This window comes from Pandoraea sp. (assembly GCF_004297875.1).
In the GTDB taxonomy this organism is placed as follows: domain Bacteria; phylum Pseudomonadota; class Gammaproteobacteria; order Burkholderiales; family Burkholderiaceae; genus Pandoraea.
The window spans coordinates 46,276-63,682 of record NZ_SCSK01000038.1 but is presented as its reverse complement, the minus strand read 5'-3'; the positions used below and the strand labels follow the sequence as shown (position 1 = coordinate 63,682).

At 66.7% G+C, this 17,407-nt stretch carries 15 protein-coding genes; 5 read left to right on the top strand and 10 right to left on the bottom strand.

What is annotated here, in order from left to right:
• Positions 1-6: 6 nt before the first annotated feature.
• Complete coding sequence (locus tag EPN80_RS11490; protein WP_293027294.1) at positions 7-963, top strand: SDR family NAD(P)-dependent oxidoreductase; 957 nt, start codon at positions 7-9, stop codon at positions 961-963.
• Positions 964-1,023: 60 nt separating this feature from the next.
• Here the strand turns inward: EPN80_RS11490 and EPN80_RS11485 are convergent, their stop codons facing one another.
• The 6 genes from EPN80_RS11485 to EPN80_RS11460 all read right to left on the bottom strand — a co-directional run bounded on the left by EPN80_RS11485 (position 1,024) and on the right by EPN80_RS11460 (position 8,225).
• Positions 1,024-1,950: a DMT family transporter gene (locus EPN80_RS11485; RefSeq protein WP_293026971.1), complete on the bottom strand. Its 927-nt coding sequence runs from the start codon at positions 1,948-1,950 to the stop codon at positions 1,024-1,026.
• On the bottom strand, positions 1,947-2,876 hold the full coding sequence (locus EPN80_RS11480; protein WP_293026969.1) for a bifunctional helix-turn-helix transcriptional regulator/GNAT family N-acetyltransferase: 930 nt from the start codon (positions 2,874-2,876) through the stop codon (positions 1,947-1,949). Before EPN80_RS11480 ends, EPN80_RS11485 begins: the two co-directional genes overlap by 4 nt.
• Positions 2,877-2,939: 63 nt before the next feature.
• Positions 2,940-3,716, bottom strand: coding sequence for a GNAT family N-acetyltransferase (locus tag EPN80_RS11475; protein ID WP_293026966.1), 777 nt, complete (start codon positions 3,714-3,716; stop codon positions 2,940-2,942).
• Between the two features lie 97 nt (positions 3,717-3,813).
• Positions 3,814-5,190, bottom strand: coding sequence for an HD-GYP domain-containing protein (locus EPN80_RS11470; protein ID WP_293026963.1), 1,377 nt, complete (start codon positions 5,188-5,190; stop codon positions 3,814-3,816).
• A 189-nt stretch (positions 5,191-5,379) separates the two neighbouring features.
• Positions 5,380-7,095, bottom strand: coding sequence for a 2-isopropylmalate synthase (leuA, locus tag EPN80_RS11465; protein WP_293026960.1), 1,716 nt, complete (start codon positions 7,093-7,095; stop codon positions 5,380-5,382).
• A 368-nt stretch (positions 7,096-7,463) separates the two neighbouring features.
• Positions 7,464-8,225: a 2OG-Fe(II) oxygenase gene (locus EPN80_RS11460; RefSeq protein WP_293026957.1), complete on the bottom strand. Its 762-nt coding sequence runs from the start codon at positions 8,223-8,225 to the stop codon at positions 7,464-7,466.
• A gap of 194 nt (positions 8,226-8,419) precedes the next feature.
• Here EPN80_RS11460 and EPN80_RS11455 point away from each other — a divergent pair, with 194 nt between their 5' ends.
• On the top strand, positions 8,420-8,989 hold the full coding sequence (locus EPN80_RS11455; protein ID WP_293026954.1) for a GNAT family N-acetyltransferase: 570 nt from the start codon (positions 8,420-8,422) through the stop codon (positions 8,987-8,989).
• On the top strand, positions 8,986-10,194 hold the full coding sequence (locus tag EPN80_RS11450; RefSeq protein ID WP_293026951.1) for an MFS transporter: 1,209 nt from the start codon (positions 8,986-8,988) through the stop codon (positions 10,192-10,194). The genes EPN80_RS11455 and EPN80_RS11450 overlap by 4 nt, the downstream gene beginning before the upstream one ends.
• Here the strand turns inward: EPN80_RS11450 and EPN80_RS11445 are convergent.
• Entirely contained in the window at positions 10,176-10,790 is a 615-nt protein-coding gene (locus tag EPN80_RS11445; RefSeq protein WP_047212620.1) for a trimeric intracellular cation channel family protein, read from the bottom strand. The two genes, EPN80_RS11450 and EPN80_RS11445, sit on opposite strands and share 19 nt — an antisense overlap.
• 127 nt (positions 10,791-10,917) lie before the next feature.
• Here EPN80_RS11445 and EPN80_RS11440 point away from each other — a divergent pair, with 127 nt between their 5' ends.
• The gene (locus EPN80_RS11440) at positions 10,918-12,306 is read left to right on the top strand and encodes an MFS transporter (RefSeq protein WP_293026945.1); all 1,389 of its coding nucleotides are present in this window, start codon (positions 10,918-10,920) and stop codon (positions 12,304-12,306) included.
• Between the two features lie 5 nt (positions 12,307-12,311).
• Here EPN80_RS11440 and kefC read toward each other — a convergent pair whose 3' ends face one another.
• The 3 genes from kefC to ada all read right to left on the bottom strand — a co-directional run bounded on the left by kefC (position 12,312) and on the right by ada (position 15,879).
• Positions 12,312-14,114, bottom strand: coding sequence for a glutathione-regulated potassium-efflux system protein KefC (kefC, locus tag EPN80_RS11435; protein WP_293026941.1), 1,803 nt, complete (start codon positions 14,112-14,114; stop codon positions 12,312-12,314).
• A 3-nt stretch (positions 14,115-14,117) separates the two neighbouring features.
• Complete coding sequence (locus tag EPN80_RS11430) at positions 14,118-14,684, bottom strand: NAD(P)H-dependent oxidoreductase (RefSeq protein ID WP_293026938.1); 567 nt, start codon at positions 14,682-14,684, stop codon at positions 14,118-14,120.
• 85 nt (positions 14,685-14,769) lie between these two features.
• The gene (ada, locus tag EPN80_RS11425) at positions 14,770-15,879 is read right to left on the bottom strand and encodes a bifunctional DNA-binding transcriptional regulator/O6-methylguanine-DNA methyltransferase Ada (RefSeq protein ID WP_293027292.1); all 1,110 of its coding nucleotides are present in this window, start codon (positions 15,877-15,879) and stop codon (positions 14,770-14,772) included.
• A gap of 227 nt (positions 15,880-16,106) precedes the next feature.
• Between ada and EPN80_RS11420 the strand changes: the two genes are divergently transcribed.
• Positions 16,107-17,381: an MFS transporter gene (locus EPN80_RS11420; protein ID WP_293026935.1), complete on the top strand. Its 1,275-nt coding sequence runs from the start codon at positions 16,107-16,109 to the stop codon at positions 17,379-17,381.
• The last annotated feature ends 26 nt before the right edge of the window (positions 17,382-17,407 follow it).

The following is a 17,407-nucleotide window of genomic DNA, read 5'->3' as shown; positions in this document are numbered from 1 at the left end:
ATCATCATGACGCAGCAACGCATCGCATTGGTATTGGGCGCCACCGGCGGTATTGGCGGCGAGGTGGCTCGCCGTTTGGCGACGCGGGGCTGGCAAGTGCGCGCCCTGCATCGCCGCCCCGACACGCTGGCGCAACGTGACGCGCGCTTCGAGTGGCGGCCAGGCGACGCCATGCGGCGTGCCGACGTCACGGCCGCCGCCGAGGGCGCGGCGCTGATCGTGCATGCGGTCAATCCGCCCGGCTACCGCGACTGGGACAAGCTGGTCCTGCCGATGATCGACAGCAGCATTGCCGCGGCCCGCGTCAGCAGCGCGCGCATCGTGCTGCCGGGCACGGTCTATAACTTCGGCCCGGACGCCTTTCCCATCCTGTCGGAGAGTTCACCGCAACGCCCCCGCACCCGCAAGGGCCAGATCCGCGCCGAACTCGAGCGGCGCCTGCGAATCGCCGCAGCCGACGGCGTGCGCACCCTGGTCGTGCGGGCAGGCGACTTTTTTGGTCCGGGCGCGGCCAGCAACTGGTTTGCCGGCGGCCTGGTCAAACCCGGCAAGCCGCTGCGCGCCATGACCTATCCGGGCCAAGCGGGCATCGGCCATCAATGGGCGTATGTGCCGGACGTAGCCGAAACCATGCTTCGGCTCATCGGGCAGAGCGAGCGCCTGCCCGATTTCGCGGTCTATCACATGCGTGGCCACTGGGACGCCGACGGCACCGCCATGATCGGCGCGGTGCGCCGCGCATCCGGCCGGGCCGACCTTCCGGTACGCGGCTTCCCCTGGCGGTTGCTGCCGCTGCTGGCGCCATTCTCGACGCTGTTGCGCGAAATCCGCGAGATGCGTTACCTGTGGCAGCAGCCGTTGCGCATGGACAATGCGGCGCTCGTGCAAATGCTGGGCGAAGAGCCGCATACCGGCTGGGACGACGCCGTCTCCAGCACGCTCAAATCCCTGCATTGCCTGTAGCAACCGGGATCGGCATACCCGGCCAGGCTTCATCATGAGCGCCTGGCCAACGCGCGGTGCCTACCCCAGGCCAGGCGCCGCGCGGCGCGCGCGCCGCTCGCGCAGGGCGATATTCAGGCCGGTCGCGACCAGCGCGATCGACAGGCACAGCGACCACGACGGCCACTGGCGGGCCAGCACGAGCTGGATCGCGGCGGCGGTCACAGGCCCCAGCGCCTGGAACGCCACCACGCGGCTGGCATCGAGCTTGCCCAGCGCCCACAGCCAGCAAAAATAGCCGATGCCGCTCGACAGGCCGATAAAGCCGACATTGCTCCATTGAAAAGTCGTCAGCATGGGAAACATGGATTGCCCCGTGGCCGCGCACAAGCCGGCCAGAAACACGACCGAGGCAAACATCGCCAGCGCGCTGGTCGGCAGGGCCGCATAGCGTTGCAAGTAGGGCCGGTAAAGCAGGCTGCAGGCCGCGCCGGTCACGGTGGCGCCCACCAGGGCGGCGAGTGCGGCCCAGTGGCTTGCGCCGTCTGGGCCATCGGCGCCGAAATGCGGCGCCGGAAAACCGAGCAGCAGCGCCACGCCCGACACGGCCAGCAGCAGGCCGATCGCCCGCCCAAGGCTGAAGACCTCACGGCCGAGCGCGATCGCCAAACACATCGTCACGAGCGGCATGGTCGAGAAGATCAACGCGCACGTGGCCGCGGGCAAGGTCTGCAGCGCGTAGTTGAGCAGCACGATCAGCAGGGCGAACTGCAGCACGCCGAGTCCGGCAATCGCCCCTATGTCTTTTGGCGCGAACCGGGCACCGCGGCGCGATCGGCTGGCCTGCAATACCGGCAGCGCCAGCACACCCAACCCGATCAGATAACGCAGGAACGCCAGCGTGACCGGCGCCACGTCGTGCGCCACGGCGCGCGTGGCGACCATCGCCGCGCCGACCAGTATCCCGGTAAGGGCAGCCGCCGCCGTGGCCGCGGAGGTGTCGTTCACAGCTCGCGCGCCCAGATCTCGCCTACCAGGTCCTTGCCGAAGCTATGATGCGGCTGCGCTTCGACCATGGAGAACCCGGCTTTTTCGTAGATATGGCGCGCTTCACTGAGCACGCTGTTGGTCCACAGCACCATTTTTCGATAACCGGCAAGCCTGGCAAAATGCAGGCATTCTTCCACCAGTCGCTTGCCGATGCCCAGCCCGCGCGCGCTCGGTTCGACGTAGAGCAGACGCAGCTTGGCAGTATGCTCGTCCTGCCGGACCACGAACACTGAACCGACCACCTGCCCGTCTTTCTCGGCGACCCAGCAGTGCTCGGCGCGCGCATCGAACTCGCGCACGAATTGGGCGACGATCTCCGCCACCAGCGCCTCGAACTCCGCATTCCAGCCATACTCCTGCGCGTACAGCGCGCCGTGCCGATGGACGATCCAGCCCATGTCGCCGGGACGCGGGTCGCGCAGTATGTAGCCGGGCGCGCGCGCGCCGAGCAACGTCTCGATTTGCCGCATCGCCTCGATCAATTGCTGTTGCTCCGGCAGCGAAAGGCGCTCGAGCATGGCCATCACCTCCCGGCGCGAGGCCAGATTCAGCGGCTCGAAGGTGGTCCGCCCTGCATCGGTGAGCTGCAATTGCGCCACGCGAGCGTCGGCCACCGAACGTGTTTTCTCGAGCAGACCGCGCTTTTCGAAGCCGCTGATGACCCGGCTCACATAGCCGGCGTTCAGCCCGAGTTCGCGGCACAGGTCGGTGCTGGTCAGCCCTGGCCGATGCGCCAGTTCGTACAGAATGCGCACTTCGGTGAGCGAAAACTCGCTCTCGAGCAAATGCTCGTGGAGTACACCGATCTGGCGCGTATAGAAACGGTTGAAACGGCGGACGATTTCGGCCCGCTCCTTGAGTCGATCGTCGAACGGCACAGACATGGGCGTCTCCTTAAGTTGCTCAAGGCAAAATTTTATTTGCCTTGAGCAACTAAATCAAGCCCCTTAGGTCGCCTTTACGCGATAGTGATAACCGTATGCCCGATGAAACCCAAGCCGCTGATAGAGCGCTACGGCCGGCGTGTTGGCGGCGATTACCTGCAGATAGGCGTGCGTGGCGCCTTGGCGCCGGCCCCAATCCAGCAAGGCGGCGGTGATCCGGCGCCCCGCTCCGCGGCCGCGCGCTTCGGGCACGACCAGAATGTCGAACAGCCCCACCCAGCCGCGCTCGGCCACCGCCAGCCCATAGGCGATCGGTGCGCCATCCTGCCAAAGCGCGGCGAATACTTTTGGCATGGCAATGGCCGCCAGCATATCGTCATGCGTGGCCCGCACGGCGGGCGCTATCGCATTGGCCCGCGCAAAACCCGCACACCAGGCTGCCTCAGGCGCGAGTTGGAGCGTCACCGCGTCATCGGATCGGGTTTCGTGCGCCAGCGGCATCGTCATCACCAGCGTCGGGTCGATCTGCCGATAGCCGGCAGCGGCCAGCGCCGCGTCGGCCTCGTCGCCGGCCAGCGGCGATAGACGGAAAACCGTCGGCAGCGCATGCCGCGCGTAGAACGCCTCGGCCGCGCCGATGATGCCGGCCATCGAGCCGGTCGGGCACCACGCGTTCGCCGAATTGGCTCGCCTGGTGTAACCGGCGTTAAACCGCAGCAGCCAGCCGTCGCAGAATATCGTCTGTCGGGCCGGCCACGCGTTGAACGCGCACTCTTCCAACAGGCGAATGCCGGCTGGATCGAACCGCGCATGCGGCCGGTTATCGGGCAAATAGCTCATTCGGTATCCTTAATGCATGCGCGGCGCAACGGCCCTGCAATCGTCGACGCGCCACCAGCCAGATCTTGCCGGACACTCGCGCGGCGGCCTTGCCGGGTCAGGCCAGTACTGCCTGCGCCGTCTCCTCGGCCGGGTCGAGCCCGGTCTCGACTCGCTCGACCGCCACGCGCAAGGCATCCATGCAACGGCGATCGAGCGCGCTGCCGACGATATCCTCCATGATCTTTAGCGTTTGCGGCACCGGCACCGCGGCGCGGTACGGCCGATCAGCGGAGATCGCGTCGAAGATGTCGGCGGTGGTGATGATGCGCGTCTCCAGCGCGATATCGGGCGCCGTCAGGCCGCGCGGATAGCCGGTGCCGTCGAGCTTTTCGTGATGAGCGCCGGCCACGCGCGCCAGTTCGGCGAACGGCGCGATGCCGCCCAGGATCGCCTCCGTGTAAGCGGCGTGCTGCCGCACCGCGTCCCACTCGGCCGCGTCGAGCTTGCCGGGCTTGTCGAGCACCGTATTGCTCACGCCCAGCTTGCCCATATCGTGCAGCAACGCGCCACGCCGCAGCCAGCGCCGGCGCGCCTGCGACAGGCCTAATTGTTCGGCGAGCAGATCGGTATAAAGTGCGACGCGGGCACTATGCCCGGCCGTGTAAGGACTTTTCGCGTCGATGATCTGGCCGAACGCCGCGGCGATTTCGTCGAGGTAATCGTCGTCCAGCGGCACGACGTGGCTCGCCGGCTCGAGCGCATACACCGCCTCGGCCAGATCGTCGGCGCGCAATTGCGTCCAGAACTCCTCGCGCGCGGCAACCCGTTCGAAAGACGCCACCAGTGCCGGGTCGAACCACTGCCCGCTGTGCCGCCGGAGTTCGGTCAAAGCTGCTTGCGGCCCGCCGTCCGCATGAAACACATCGACGACTTGTGCCAGCAGCGCGATGCGCGCGTAGAGCGGAATGGCCTCGCCCTTGAGGCCGTCGGGTTTGCCGCTGCCGTCCCAGTGTTCATCCAGCGCGTGCACGCCTTGCGCTACGGCCTCGCCGAAGCGAAGCTTGCGGGCAATATCGGCGCCGCGCTGGCAGCGGGTTTGAATCAGTTCGCGGGCGATTTCCCCGCCATGCTGGAAGATCTCGAGCGTGGCGCGAAACCGCTCCGCCAAACCGGCCCTCAGGCCCGTGTGGGTCAGCACGAACCGCACCACTTGCGGCAGGGAATTGCCCACGAGCTTGAAATCGCGCTTGAAGCTCAGGTCATCAGTGAGATACAGCTCGCAGATGCGTGCCGCATTGCTGCTACAACCCAGGTCCTTGAGCATCGCCGTGTAATAGAGCTCCCATTGCTGCTCGGCATCGAGCCCCAGATCCCGCGCCACCGCCATGCCGATCCAGGTGCAGCGCACGCAATGGCCCTTGGGCTGGCCTTCGGTCATGTCCAGCGCATGACTCAGCGCGCCGATCAGTTCGCATAGTTTGAGGTCCTGCATGGTCCTGTCCATCAAGGGCGACACGTTGGGCAAGCTCTTTTTCCGACGCCTGCAAGTACCGGTTGGCGCGGCATATCACCCCATGCGCCAGCCCCCGGTCCCAAGAGGTCAAGGAAAACCGGGGCGCCGCGCATGAAGGCGTTGCCATGTTACCAGCGCGTCAGGAAATCAGCGCGACCCCGCGTGAGGTCAGTGCTGCGCGACGCCCTCTTGCTGGGCCGCCGCCGGATGCGGCGTGTCCGCGTGACCGGCCCGGATGTGACGATTGACCGCGCTGAGTACCGCCTTGAATGAGGCAGTGACGATATCGCGATCGACGCCGACGCCAAAGCCCGTGGCCGAGTCGCCCAGCCGCAGTTCGACATAACACGCGGCGGCCGAGTCCGCGCCGCTGCCGATTGCATGCTCGTGATAGTCCATCACGCGGATCGGCAATTGCAGCGCGGCGACAAACGCGGCCAGCGTGCCGTCGGCGTGTCCGGCGCATTGGTGCGGCTGCCCTTGATACGACAGTTCCGCCTCGACCTGCGTGCGCTCGGAGCCCGGCGCGTGGCCAGTGCGGTGCCGGCGCAAGTGCCATGGCGACTGCTGTTCCAGATACTCGTCGGAGAACAGGCGATAGACGTCGGCGGCCGTGACTTCCTCGCCGGTCTCGTCGGTCACGCGCTGCACGGTGCGGCTGAATTCGATCTGCAAACGTCGCGGCAGCACCAGGCCGTGTTCCTGTTCGAGCAGATAGGCGACGCCGCCCTTGCCCGACTGGCTGTTGACGCGGATCACCGCGTCATAGCTGCGCCCCAGGTCGGCCGGGTCGATCGGCAGGTAGGGCACGGCCCAGATCGCATCGGGCCGTTGCGCCGCGAAACCCTTTTTGATAGCGTCCTGGTGCGAACCGGAAAAAGCCGTGAAGACCAGGTCGCCGCCGTATGGATGGCGCGGGTGGACCGGCAATTGATTGCAATACTCGACACAGCGACGCACTTCGTCGATGTCGGAGAAATCCAGGCCGGGCGAGATGCCCTGCGTGTAGAGATTGAGCGCCAGCGTCACCAGATCGACGTTGCCGGTGCGCTCGCCATTGCCGAACAGGCAGCCTTCGACACGATCGGCGCCGGCCATCACGGCCAGCTCGGCCGCGGCCACGCCGGTGCCGCGATCGTTATGCGGGTGCACGCTGAGAATCACCGCGTCGCGTCGCGCCAGACGGCGGTGCATCCATTCGATCTGGTCGGCATAGACATTCGGCGTGCTGCACTCGACGGTGCTCGGCAGATTGAAGATCATTTTGCGCTCGGGCGTCGGACCCCACACGTCCGAGACGGCATTGCAGATCTCCAGCGCGAAATCGAGCTCGGCGGTGCTGAAGGTTTCCGGCGAGTACTGAAACACCCATTCGGTTTCCGGCCGCGCGTCGGTCAGCTCCTTGACCAGTCGCGTGCCCGTTACCGCAATCTCGATCACCTCGGCGCGCGTCATGCCGAACACGACTTCGCGCCAGGCCGGCGAAATCGCGTTATACAGATGCACGATGGCGCGCCGCGCGCCCGCCAGCGAGTCGACGGTGCGGCGAATCAGTTCCTCGCGCGACTGCGTGAGCACCTCGATCGTAACGTCCTCGGGAATCCGGTTTTCCGTGATCAGTTTGCGTACGAAATCGAAGTCGGTTTGCGAGGCCGACGGAAACGCAACCTCGATTTCCTTGAGGCCGACCGCCACCAGTTGCTCGAAAAACCGCAGCTTGCGCTCGGCGTTCATCGGTTCGATCAGCGACTGATTACCGTCGCGCAAATCAGTGCTCATCCAGATCGGCGGCGCCTCGATGCGGCGGCTCGGCCAGGTGCGCTCGGCGAAATCACGGGCGAACGGAATGAAGGGGCGATACTTGGTTGAAGGGTCTTGCAACATGGAAACCTCCGACGACTAGACTCAGGAAATGTGTGTGTGGCGACCGGCTGGCGGACTGCCACGCGACACTAGGCCCGGCAGCCGATCGGTAGGTCTAGTAGGAGGGATAGCGAGAGGGTACTGCCCGATGCGCGCGCGCGAGCCGGCAGCGACAGCACGGCGGCTGTGTCCTGGCTCGGGTTGGCAAAACGAAAATTCGTCATGGCGCGTTTGCGGGGGGCAATCCGGTGGCGGACTGCTGATTTTGCGCGAAAAATCGCGCAGGTCAAAAATCGGATGTTTTTTAGAATAACGGTCCTCGAGCGCGCCGTCCAGTTTTTTTTGCGGCATGGGCGTCCGGCGCCACCTCGCGGAACCGTCGCCCCCGCCTACTGGGCGTCATGGAAAATGAGGCCCAGCGTGTGTCGCCGACCCGATCGGACCTCGCTCACGCCATGGCGCAGATTGACCCGGTAGATGCCGCGCGCGCCGCGCACCGGTCGGTGGTGCACGGCGAAGATCACCGCGGCGCCCTGCTCCAGTGGTACCACGTGCGGGCGCGACTGCATGCGCGGGCGCTGTTCGGTCAGCACGAACTCGCCGCCGGTGAAGTCCCGCCCCGGCGCCGACAGCAGAATCGCCACTTGCAGCGCAAACACATGTTCGCCGTACAAATCCTGATGCAGGCAGTTGTAGTCGCCGGCGCCGTACTGGAGCAGCAGCGGGGTCGGACGGCACTGGCCGGCGTCGTGGCAGCGCCGCAGGAAGGCTGCGTGGTCGGGTTCAAACCGATCCTCGAGGCCCAACGCCTGTTGCCAGCGATTGGCGGTCTCGCAAAGGTGCGGGTACAGCGCCGTGCGCAGTGCATGAACCGGTTGCGGCAACGGGTAAGCGAAATAGCGGTATTCGCCGCGCCCGAAGCCATGCCGGCTCATCACCACGCGAGCACGAAAGCGCTTATCGTCGGCATAGCCGGCCGCCACCTGGCGGCACTCGCGCACGTCGAGCAAGCCTGGCATGACCGCCCAGCCGCGTTCGTCGAGCGCGGCGCCCAGGTCTGTCCAGGGCTGCGCATCGACACGGGCGGCCCAGTCGAGCGCGGATGGAGCGCCCTCGGCGGCCGGAACGGGATCAGATATGCAAGCGTGCATGAGACAATTTTCCTCGCAAAGCGGATTCGACGCCCCATGCTAGCGCCTCGGCCCATTGCGCCGCACTCCGAATCTTGCGATGCCGGCCAGCGCCCGGGGGTCGATCGGCTCGCCAAGCAGTTCCTTCACATCGCAAGTAAAATCATGGTTTGTGCGTTCGGCGCCCCGCCGACGCTCCAGCCACAGGATGTCGCATGCCCAGCCTCACTCCGCCCGGCCTGATCGTTCGCAACGCTACCGAAGCCGACCTGCCTGCGATCCAGGAAATCTACGCCCATCACGTGCGGCATAGCCTGGCCAGCTTCGAGGAGGTGCCGCCGGGAGTCGACGAGTTGCGCGCGCGACGCGCTGCCGTGCTAGGTCATGGCCTGCCGTATCTGAGTGCGGAGCAGGACGGCACCGTGGTCGGCTATTGCTACGCGACGCCCTACCGAGCGCGCCCGGCCTATCGTCACACCGTCGAGGATTCGATTTACGTCGCCCCGGAACTGGGCGGCCAAGGCATCGGCCGGACCCTGCTGGGGGCATTGATCGCACGCTGCGAGGGCGGGCCGTGGCGCCAGATGATCGCGGTCATCGGCAACAGCGGCAACGCCGCGTCGGTCGGCCTGCATCGTGCGCTGGGCTTCCGGCTGGTCGGTACCTTCGAAGGCGTCGGCTTCAAGCACGGCCAGTGGGTTGACACCGTACTGATGCAGCGCTCCCTGGGCGACGGCATGGACTCTCCGCCCACGGGCCCGGCCACCGGGCAAGGTGCCCGATGATCGCGCGCCGCACGGTGGTGCTGCTGGGCCTGTCGCAGTTGGTCTGCTGGGGTATCACTTACTACCTGATCGGCGGCTTCGGCGCATCGATCGTTGCCGACCTGCGCTGGCCGCCGACCGTCGTGTATGGCGGCTTTTCAGCGGCGCTGCTGGTGATGGGCCTGGTCTCGCCCGTCACCGGGCGGCTGATCGACCGCTTCGGCGGTCGCCCGGTGATGGCCGCAGGCTCGCTGTGCAGCGCAGTCGGCTGCGCCGGCATCGCGCTGTCGCACGGCGTGTTGCTGTATTACGCCGCGTGGCTGTGCCTGGGTCTGGCCATGCGATTGACACTCTATGATGCCGCCTTCGCTGCACTGGCGCGGCTTGGCGGGCCCGACGCTCGCCAGCCGATGGCCCAGATCACGCTGCTCGGCGGCTTGTCCTCGACCGTATTCTGGCCGCTCGGCCACCGGCTCGCGCTCGCCTTCGGCTGGCGCGGCGCGCTGCTGGCCTACGCCGGTTTCGCGCTGCTGACGCTGCCGCTGCATTTGGCGATTCCGGCCGGCAGATATCGTGCCTCAGCGGGCATCACGCACGCCGCGCCGCCGGCGCTGGCGGCCGAAGGATCGCAGCGGCTGCTCGCCGGCGGGCTGTATGTGGTTATCGTCACGCTGACGAATTTCCTCAACTCGGGCATGTCGGCGCACATGATAGACATCCTGGCGGGTCTGGGTCTGGGCGCCGGCCTCGCGGTCTGGATCTCGACGCTGCGCGGCATCGGCCAATCGTCGTCGCGCCTGTGCGAAGTAGCGTTCGGCAAGCGCCTGCACCCGCTGCAGCTGAATCTGTTTGCCACCGCGGGGCTGCCGCTGTGTTTTCTCGCCGGCGTGTTCAGCGGCCACTACCTTGCCGCCGCGGTCGTGTTTGCGTTTGTCTATGGCGCCAGCAACGGACTGGTGACGATCACGCGCGGCACCTTGCCGCTGGTGCTGTTCGATCATCGCACCTACGGCAGCTTCGTCGGCCAGTTGCTCGTGCCCAGTTTTCTGCTATCGGCGGTGTCACCGCTGGCCTATGCGTTCGTGATCGCCCATTTCGGCGAGCGGGCGGCGCTGGATCTGTCGATCGCTCTGGCAGGCGTGGTTGTGCTGGCCGCGGCAATCCTGAAAGCGCGCTTTCACCCGGCGGCCACAGCAACGCCGCCATCTCAAGGCTTGTCGCGATAGACGAACTTCGGAATATGCCAGTCATAACGGATCGCCAACGCGCGCAAGCAAAACCCGCCAATCAGGCAGCCGACCACGGCCGCGCCCTCGGGCACCGCGAAGTGCCGCAGCACCACGTAGGCCAGCCCGACCAGCAGCGAGATGCTGGCGTACATTTCATGGCGGAATACGAGCGGCACATCGCCGCAGAAAAGGTCGCGCATGATGCCGCCGAAGCAGCCGGTGATCAGGCCGCTGATGATCACCACGGTGGCAGCGTGGCCGGCCTCGAGCGCGACGTTGCAGCCGATCAGCGTGAATGCCACCAGCCCCAGTGCATCGATGAGCAGGAACACCACGCGCAGGTAGCGCAGGACGCCGGCGAGCAACGCCGCGGCCAATGCCGCGCCCGCCGTGAACCAGATGTATTCGGGATGCCCGACCCAGCTCAGCGGGTAGTGCCCGAGCAGCACGTCGCGCACCGAGCCGCCGCCCAGCGCGGTCACGCAGGCGACGAAACACACGCCGAACAGATCCATGTCACGCCGGCCGGCGGCCATCGCGCCAGTCATTGCCTCGGCGACGATCGCCACCAGAAAAATGGCATAAAGCAGCATAAGCGGCCCTCGAATCGCGTCGCGGTATTCTACGCCGCGACGCCAGGCTTGGGCCAACGCCGATCATTCGGCACAATCCTTTTCCTGCGCGGCGCGCACGTGGCGCACCGCCCCCTCACTTCCGACCATGTCCGATAAACCGACCGACGGTCTGCCTCCACCGCAACTGTATTGGGCAATTCTGACGATCATCCTGGGCATCACGCTGGCCGTGCTCGACAGCGCGATCGCCAACGTCGCGTTGCCCACCATTGCCAGCGACCTGCACGCCCGCCCCGCTGCGTCGATCTGGATTGTCAACGCATATCAGCTCGCCATCACGATTTCGCTGCTGCCGCTGGCTTCGCTGGGCGACATCGTCGGCTACCGGCGCATCTATCGCGTCGGGCTGGCGGTCTTCACGTTCGCCTCGCTGGCCTGCGCGCTGTCCGATTCATTAGTGACTCTAACCGTGGCGCGCGTGCTGCAAGGATTTGGCGCGGCAGGCATCATGAGTGTGAACACGGCGCTGCTGCGCGTGATTTACCCCCAGCGCATGCTCGGCCGCGGGGTCGGCATCAACGCGCTGGTCGTCGCGGTGGGCGCGGCCGCCGGCCCCACGGTGGCGGCCGGCATTCTGGCGGTCGCTCACTGGCAGTGGCTGTTCGCCGTGAACGTGCCAATCGGCCTGGTGGCGTTTCTGATCGCCATGCGGGCCCTGCCCAAAAGCCAGCGCTCGCCGCACGCGTTCGACTGGCAAAGCGCGCTGTACAACGCACTGACATTCGGACTGCTGATTTCAGCCATCGACAGCTTCGGCCATGGCCAGCGCCTGCCCACCGTAGGACTCGAACTATTGCTGGCGGTGGCGATGGGGGTGCTGCTGGTGCGCCGGCAACTGAAACTCCCCCTGCCGTTGTTGCCGGTCGATTTGCTGCGCATTCCGATGTTCGCGCTCTCGATCAGCACTTCGGTCTGTTCGTTTGCCGCGCAAATGCTGGCCTACGTCTCGCTGCCGTTCTACCTGCAGGACACGCTCGGGCGCAGCTACGTCGCCACCGGCCTGCTGATGACACCGTGGCCGATCGCCATCGTCGTGGTCGCACCGATTGCCGGCCGGCTGGTGGAGCGCCATCATCCGGGTACACTGGGCGCCATCGGCCTGCTGCTGTTCGGCACCGGCCTGGGCCTGCTGGCGATGCTGCCGCACCAACCGTCGTCGCTCGACATCGTCTGGCGCATGGCGCTGTGCGGCGTGGGCTTCGGCCTGTTTCAGTCGCCCAACAATTACGCCATGATTACCTCTGCGCCCAAGCACCGTAGCGGCGGCGCCAGCGGCATGCTCGGCACCGCGCGGCTGGTCGGGCAAACCACCGGGGCCGCGCTGGTCGCCCTTGTATTCAATCTGGCGCCGGTGCGCGGCACCACCATCACGCTGGTCGTGGCCGCCTGCTTCGCGCTGGCCGCCTCGGGCGTGAGCGCGCTGCGCATGCGTGTGCCGCGTCAGGCGAACGTCGCGGGCGGCGGGCCAGCCTGATCCGGCTAGAACCAGGCCTGGCCGTGCGCGGCCTGGCGCCGCTCCCGATCGCGCCGGAACATTTCCTCCAGTTCCTCGCGCCCCTCGCGGGCGCTCGATACCAGCGCCTTGCGATTTTTGTAGAACGGATAAACGCGCCCGATCGAGTCGATGTTGTGACGCCGGAACTTCAGCGCGATCGAGCGTGCCTCGAACGGGTCGTGTCCCAGGCCCTCGAGTACCGCGCGGCCCAGCCGCAGCGACGACTCAAAGGTCTCCCGCTCGATCACGTGAACCTGCCGGTCCATCAATTGGTAGATATGCGACACGTTGCGAGCACGGCAATAGATCCGCAGGTGAGGAAAACGCTCGCGCACCCGGTCGATCAGCACAAGACTCTCGTCGACGCCGTCGATGGCCACCACCAGAATCTTCGCCTCTGCCGCGCCGGCCGAGTCCAGCAGGTCCATGCGCCCGGCGTCGCCGTAAAACACCTTGAGCCCGAATTCGCGCAACAGGTCAATCTGGTCCGGGTCATGATCGAGCACGGTCACGCCGATTCCCTGGCTGTAGAGCAAGCGGCCGACGATCTGGCCGAAGCGGCCGAAGCCGGCGATCAGCACCGGGTTGTGCTGGGAGGCGATGGTATCGTCGGGGCGCACATCCCGCCGGTTGGCGCGCGGCGCGATCAGTCGGTCGTGCAGCACCATCAGCAGCGGTGTCATGACCATCGACAGCGCCACCACCAGCGTCAGCAGCGAGGCAACCGCAGCCGGGATAATGCGTCCGGCGGCCGCCGCGGCAAACACGACGAAGGCGAACTCGCCGCCCTGCGACAGCACGAAGGCAAACAGAAGACGCTGCGGCCGGGCGATTGCCATCACGCGACTGATCAGCGTCAACACCACCGTCTTGATCACGCACAGCAGCAGCACCAGTCCGATCACCTGCCATGGATGAGCGACGAAAATGCCGAAATCGATCGACATGCCGACCGCCATGAAAAACAGACCGAGCAGCAGGCCTTTGAACGGCTCGATATCGGCCTCGAGCGCATGCTTATATTCCGAATCAGCCAGCAGCACCCCGCCCAGGAAGGTGCCCAGCGCCATCGACACGCCCACGCTCTGCATCAGATAAGCCAGCCCGGCGACCAGGAACAGCGCGAAGGCCGTGAAGATTTCGCGAGCATCCAGCGCCGCGATCTTGCGCAGGGCCGGACGCAGCAGGAAGCGCCCGCCCAGCACCACCGCCGCGATCACTGCCACCGCCCTGGCGATAGCCGTCCAGTGCCCGCCGCCCGGCGTGCCGACGCCGCCGAGCAACGGCAGCAGCGCAATCAATGGAATCGCCGCGATGTCCTGAAACAGCAGGATGCCGAAGCTGACCGTGCCCGCTGGCGAATTGCGCAGGTTGCGCTCGCCCAGGATCGCCAGGGCGATCGCCGTGGACGACAGCGAGAGCCCCAGCGCGGCGACCAGCGCAACGCGCCAGGACGCGCCCAGCATCACGCCGAGCAAGTAAATCGCCAGCGCACAGGCCACCATCTGTAATCCGCCGTAGCCAAAGATGCCACGCCGCAACGACCATAAGCGGCGCGGCTCGAGCTCAAGGCCGATCAGGAACATCATCATCACCACGCCGAACTCGGAAAAATGCAGGATGGTCTGCACGTTGCGCACCAACCCCAGTGCCCACGGACCGATCGCCACACCGGCGATCAGATAGCCGAGCACCGAGCCCAGGCCCACCGCACGCGCCACGGCGACCGCCGCGACCGCCGCGCCGAAATAGATCAGAACATTGGTCAGAACAGCGTGTTGTTCCATCGGTCAGGCTCCATCGGCAAAAGGCAGGCGGCCGGTGGCAACGAACTGCCGCAAGGCGGCGCACACCGCATCGATATGCGCGGCCACGGCCTCGGACGAAGCACCGCGGGCGTCGTGGAACACCTGCGGCGGCAGCCAGCGCATCTGGCACAGCGCCGCGGTCTGCTGCAGGGGCGGTAGAAAAGCGTCGAAATGAAAGCCATGCAACGCGCCGGGCCGATAGGCCTGCTGCGCGCTGCCGGCAGTGAGCAGCGCCAGCAGCGCCTTGCCGCGCAGGGCCGTGCCGCCGTCGCCAAAAGCCCAGCCGGGCGTGAATACCACGTCGAGCCATTCCTTCATCAGCGAGGGCATCGCATACCAGTGCACCGGGTATTGCCAGACCACCAGCTCGGCCGGGGCAAGCGCCGCCTGCTCGGCAGCCACGTCGATGTCGAAATCGGGATAGTGCAAACACAGGTTGCGCACCTGCACGCCATCGAGCTTCTCGAGCGCATGCCGCAACGGCTCGTTGACACGCGACAGGCGGGGTGCCGCATGCGCATAAATCACCACCACCCGGGGGTCAGGCATCTCGGCTCCTTGCACTGTTCATGATGGGCGAGCCGTGATTATGCCCAAACCGGCGCGCCTTGCACGCGCCCGGGGAGCCGCTGCCTCAGGCGCGCGTGCCGCCGCCGGCCTGCGCCGCTTCCTTGTCGAGCAACGCGCGCTTACGCTCGACGCCCCAACGGTAACCCGACAGCGCACCATCGGTGCGCACCACGCGGTGGCACGGAATCGCCACCGCCAGCCAATTCGACGCGCAGGCCTGGGCCACCGCCCGCATTGCCCGGGGTTGGCCGATGCGCCGGGCAATTTCGGCATAGCTCGCGGTGGTGCCCGGCGGAATCTCGCGCAATGCCTGCCACACGCGCTGCTGAAACGCCGTGCCGCGCACGTCCAACGGCAAATCCAGGCCATACGCCGGATGATCGATGAAACCCACCACTTGCGCGATCCATTGTTCGAATTCGGCGTCGGCGCCGACCAATTGCGCATTCGGGAAACGGTCCTGCAGATCGCGCACCAGCGCATCGGGATCATCACCCAGCAAAATCGCGCACACCCCTCTGTTGGTGGCCGCCACCAGAATCGGGCCGAGCCAGCATTCGCCCACCGCAAAGCGGATCGAGATACCGCGGCCGCCCGCGCGAAAAGCCGTCGGCGTCATGCCCAGCACTTCGGGCGAGGTCTCATAGAAGCGGCCGTTCGAATTGAAACCCGCGTCGTAAATCGCCTCGGTCACGGTCGCGCTGCGGCCCAGCGCATCGCGCACGCGGCGAGCACGATGTGCGTCGCCGTAGGCCTTGGGCGTCACGCCGGTCTGGGCCCGGAACAAGCGATGGAAATGGAACCGGCTCATCTGCGCGGCACGCGCCAGGTCTTCCAGGCGAGGCATCTCGGATGCCTTCTCAATGGTGCGGCAGGCAGCGGCGATCAGCGCCGCCTGCCGCGCGGCGGGGCCTTGCTGGTCGGGCCGGCAACGCTTGCAGGGCCGAAATCCCGCCTGCTCGGCAGCTTGCGCGCTGGCGTGGAACCGGATGTTCTCGCGGCGCGCCCGGCGCGACGCGCACGACGGGCGGCAATACACGCCGGTGGTGCGCACCGAATAGTAGAACACGCCGTCGGCCGCCGGATCGCGTTGCACCACGGCCTGCCACTTCTGCTCGTCGCTGGCATATGACGGCTTGACGTCGGGGACGGTTTTTACTGCGGCATCAGTCATTGCGTTCATGAGTTCACACTCCGGAAACGTCGCTTGCCAGTGGGCATTCTTGCCCCACGGCACGACGATACCCCGAGTATAGGCACGCCCCCGGCCGCAAGCACTCCGCCGCTTGCGGCCGAATTGCGTGCCCGGACCCAGTTGTGTCGGCGCAAGAACCGGAGCGCGCGCGGCGGTTGCGTGCCGCATGCTGGGCACTTCTTCAACCCGTGCTCATACAGTTCATCATGCCACAAGACTCCTCCACCGATTCGGCCGCCCTGCCGGGCGCCACCTCGTCATCGACACCTCGCCTGGGCGCGCCATTTCATCGCCTGGCGTGGTCAAACCTGCTGGCCCAGTCGGCCGAGCAAATCGGCCTGGCCGCCGCGCCGATGGTGGCCGTGCTCTCGCTCGGCGCAGGGCCTGGCGCGACCGGCTTTCTGACGGCGCTGCAAAGCCTGCCGTTTTTGCTGCTTTCTTTCCCGGCCGGCGTGCTGGCCGACCGCTTTTCGCGTCGCCGGCTCATGACGCTGGCCGAACTGTGCCGGGTGGTCGCCTTGCTGGCGCTGCCCGGTCTTATGCTGCTGGGCTCGCTCAATATCGCGCTGCTCGGCCTGCTCGGTTTCGCCGGCGCCACCGGCACCGTCGCGTTCAGCGTCGCGGCACCGGCCTTAGTGCCCGCCCTGGTGTCGCGTGCGGCCTGGCCAGCCGCCAACGGCCGGCTTGAACTGGCCCGTAGCGCCGCGTTTGCGCTCGGCCCCGCGCTGGCCGGTGCATTGATCGGCTGGGCCGGTGTGTCACCTGCGTTCGTGCTGGCGGCCGCGCTCTCGAGCGGCGCCGTGCTGTTGCTGCGCGGTATCGCCGAGCCTGAACGGCCGGCGCAGCCGCCACGCCACTTTTGGACCGACCTCAAGGAAGGCGCCGGTTTCGCCTGGTCCCATCCACTGTTGCGCCCAATCGTGCTGACCGCCGTGTTCTGGAATCTGTCGTGGTTCGTGCTGCAGGCGGCCTATGTGCCATACGCGGCCCACGTGCTGGGCTTGAGCGCAGTCGGCATCGGCACGACCCTGGGCATGTCCGGCGCCGGCATGGTGCTCGGCGCGCTGCTGGCGCCGCGCGTGGCGCGCCACTTGAGCTTCGGCGCGGCGATCCTGATCGGTCCGGCGCTGTCGGTGGGCGCTGCCGCGCTCATGGCCGCCACCGCCTGGGTGCATTCGATGAGTATCGCCGCCGGCGCATTTTTCCTGTTCGGCGCCGGTCCGATCATCTGGACCATCAACCAGACCACGCTGCGCCAGACCGTGACGCCCAACGCCTTGCTGGGTCGCGTATCCGCCTTCTTCATGACCGCCAACACCGGCGCCCGGCCGCTCGGCGCCGCGCTTGGGGGGTTGGTCGGCGCCAGCTGCGGGCCGCGCTGGGCGATTTTTCTGGCCGCAGGCGGCTTTGTGATACAGGCAGCTATCATTCTGGGATCGACCGTCGCCAGACTCGAGCGCCTGCCGGCCCCGACCGCGTGAGCCGTCCCGCTCGCCGACGGCCGGCA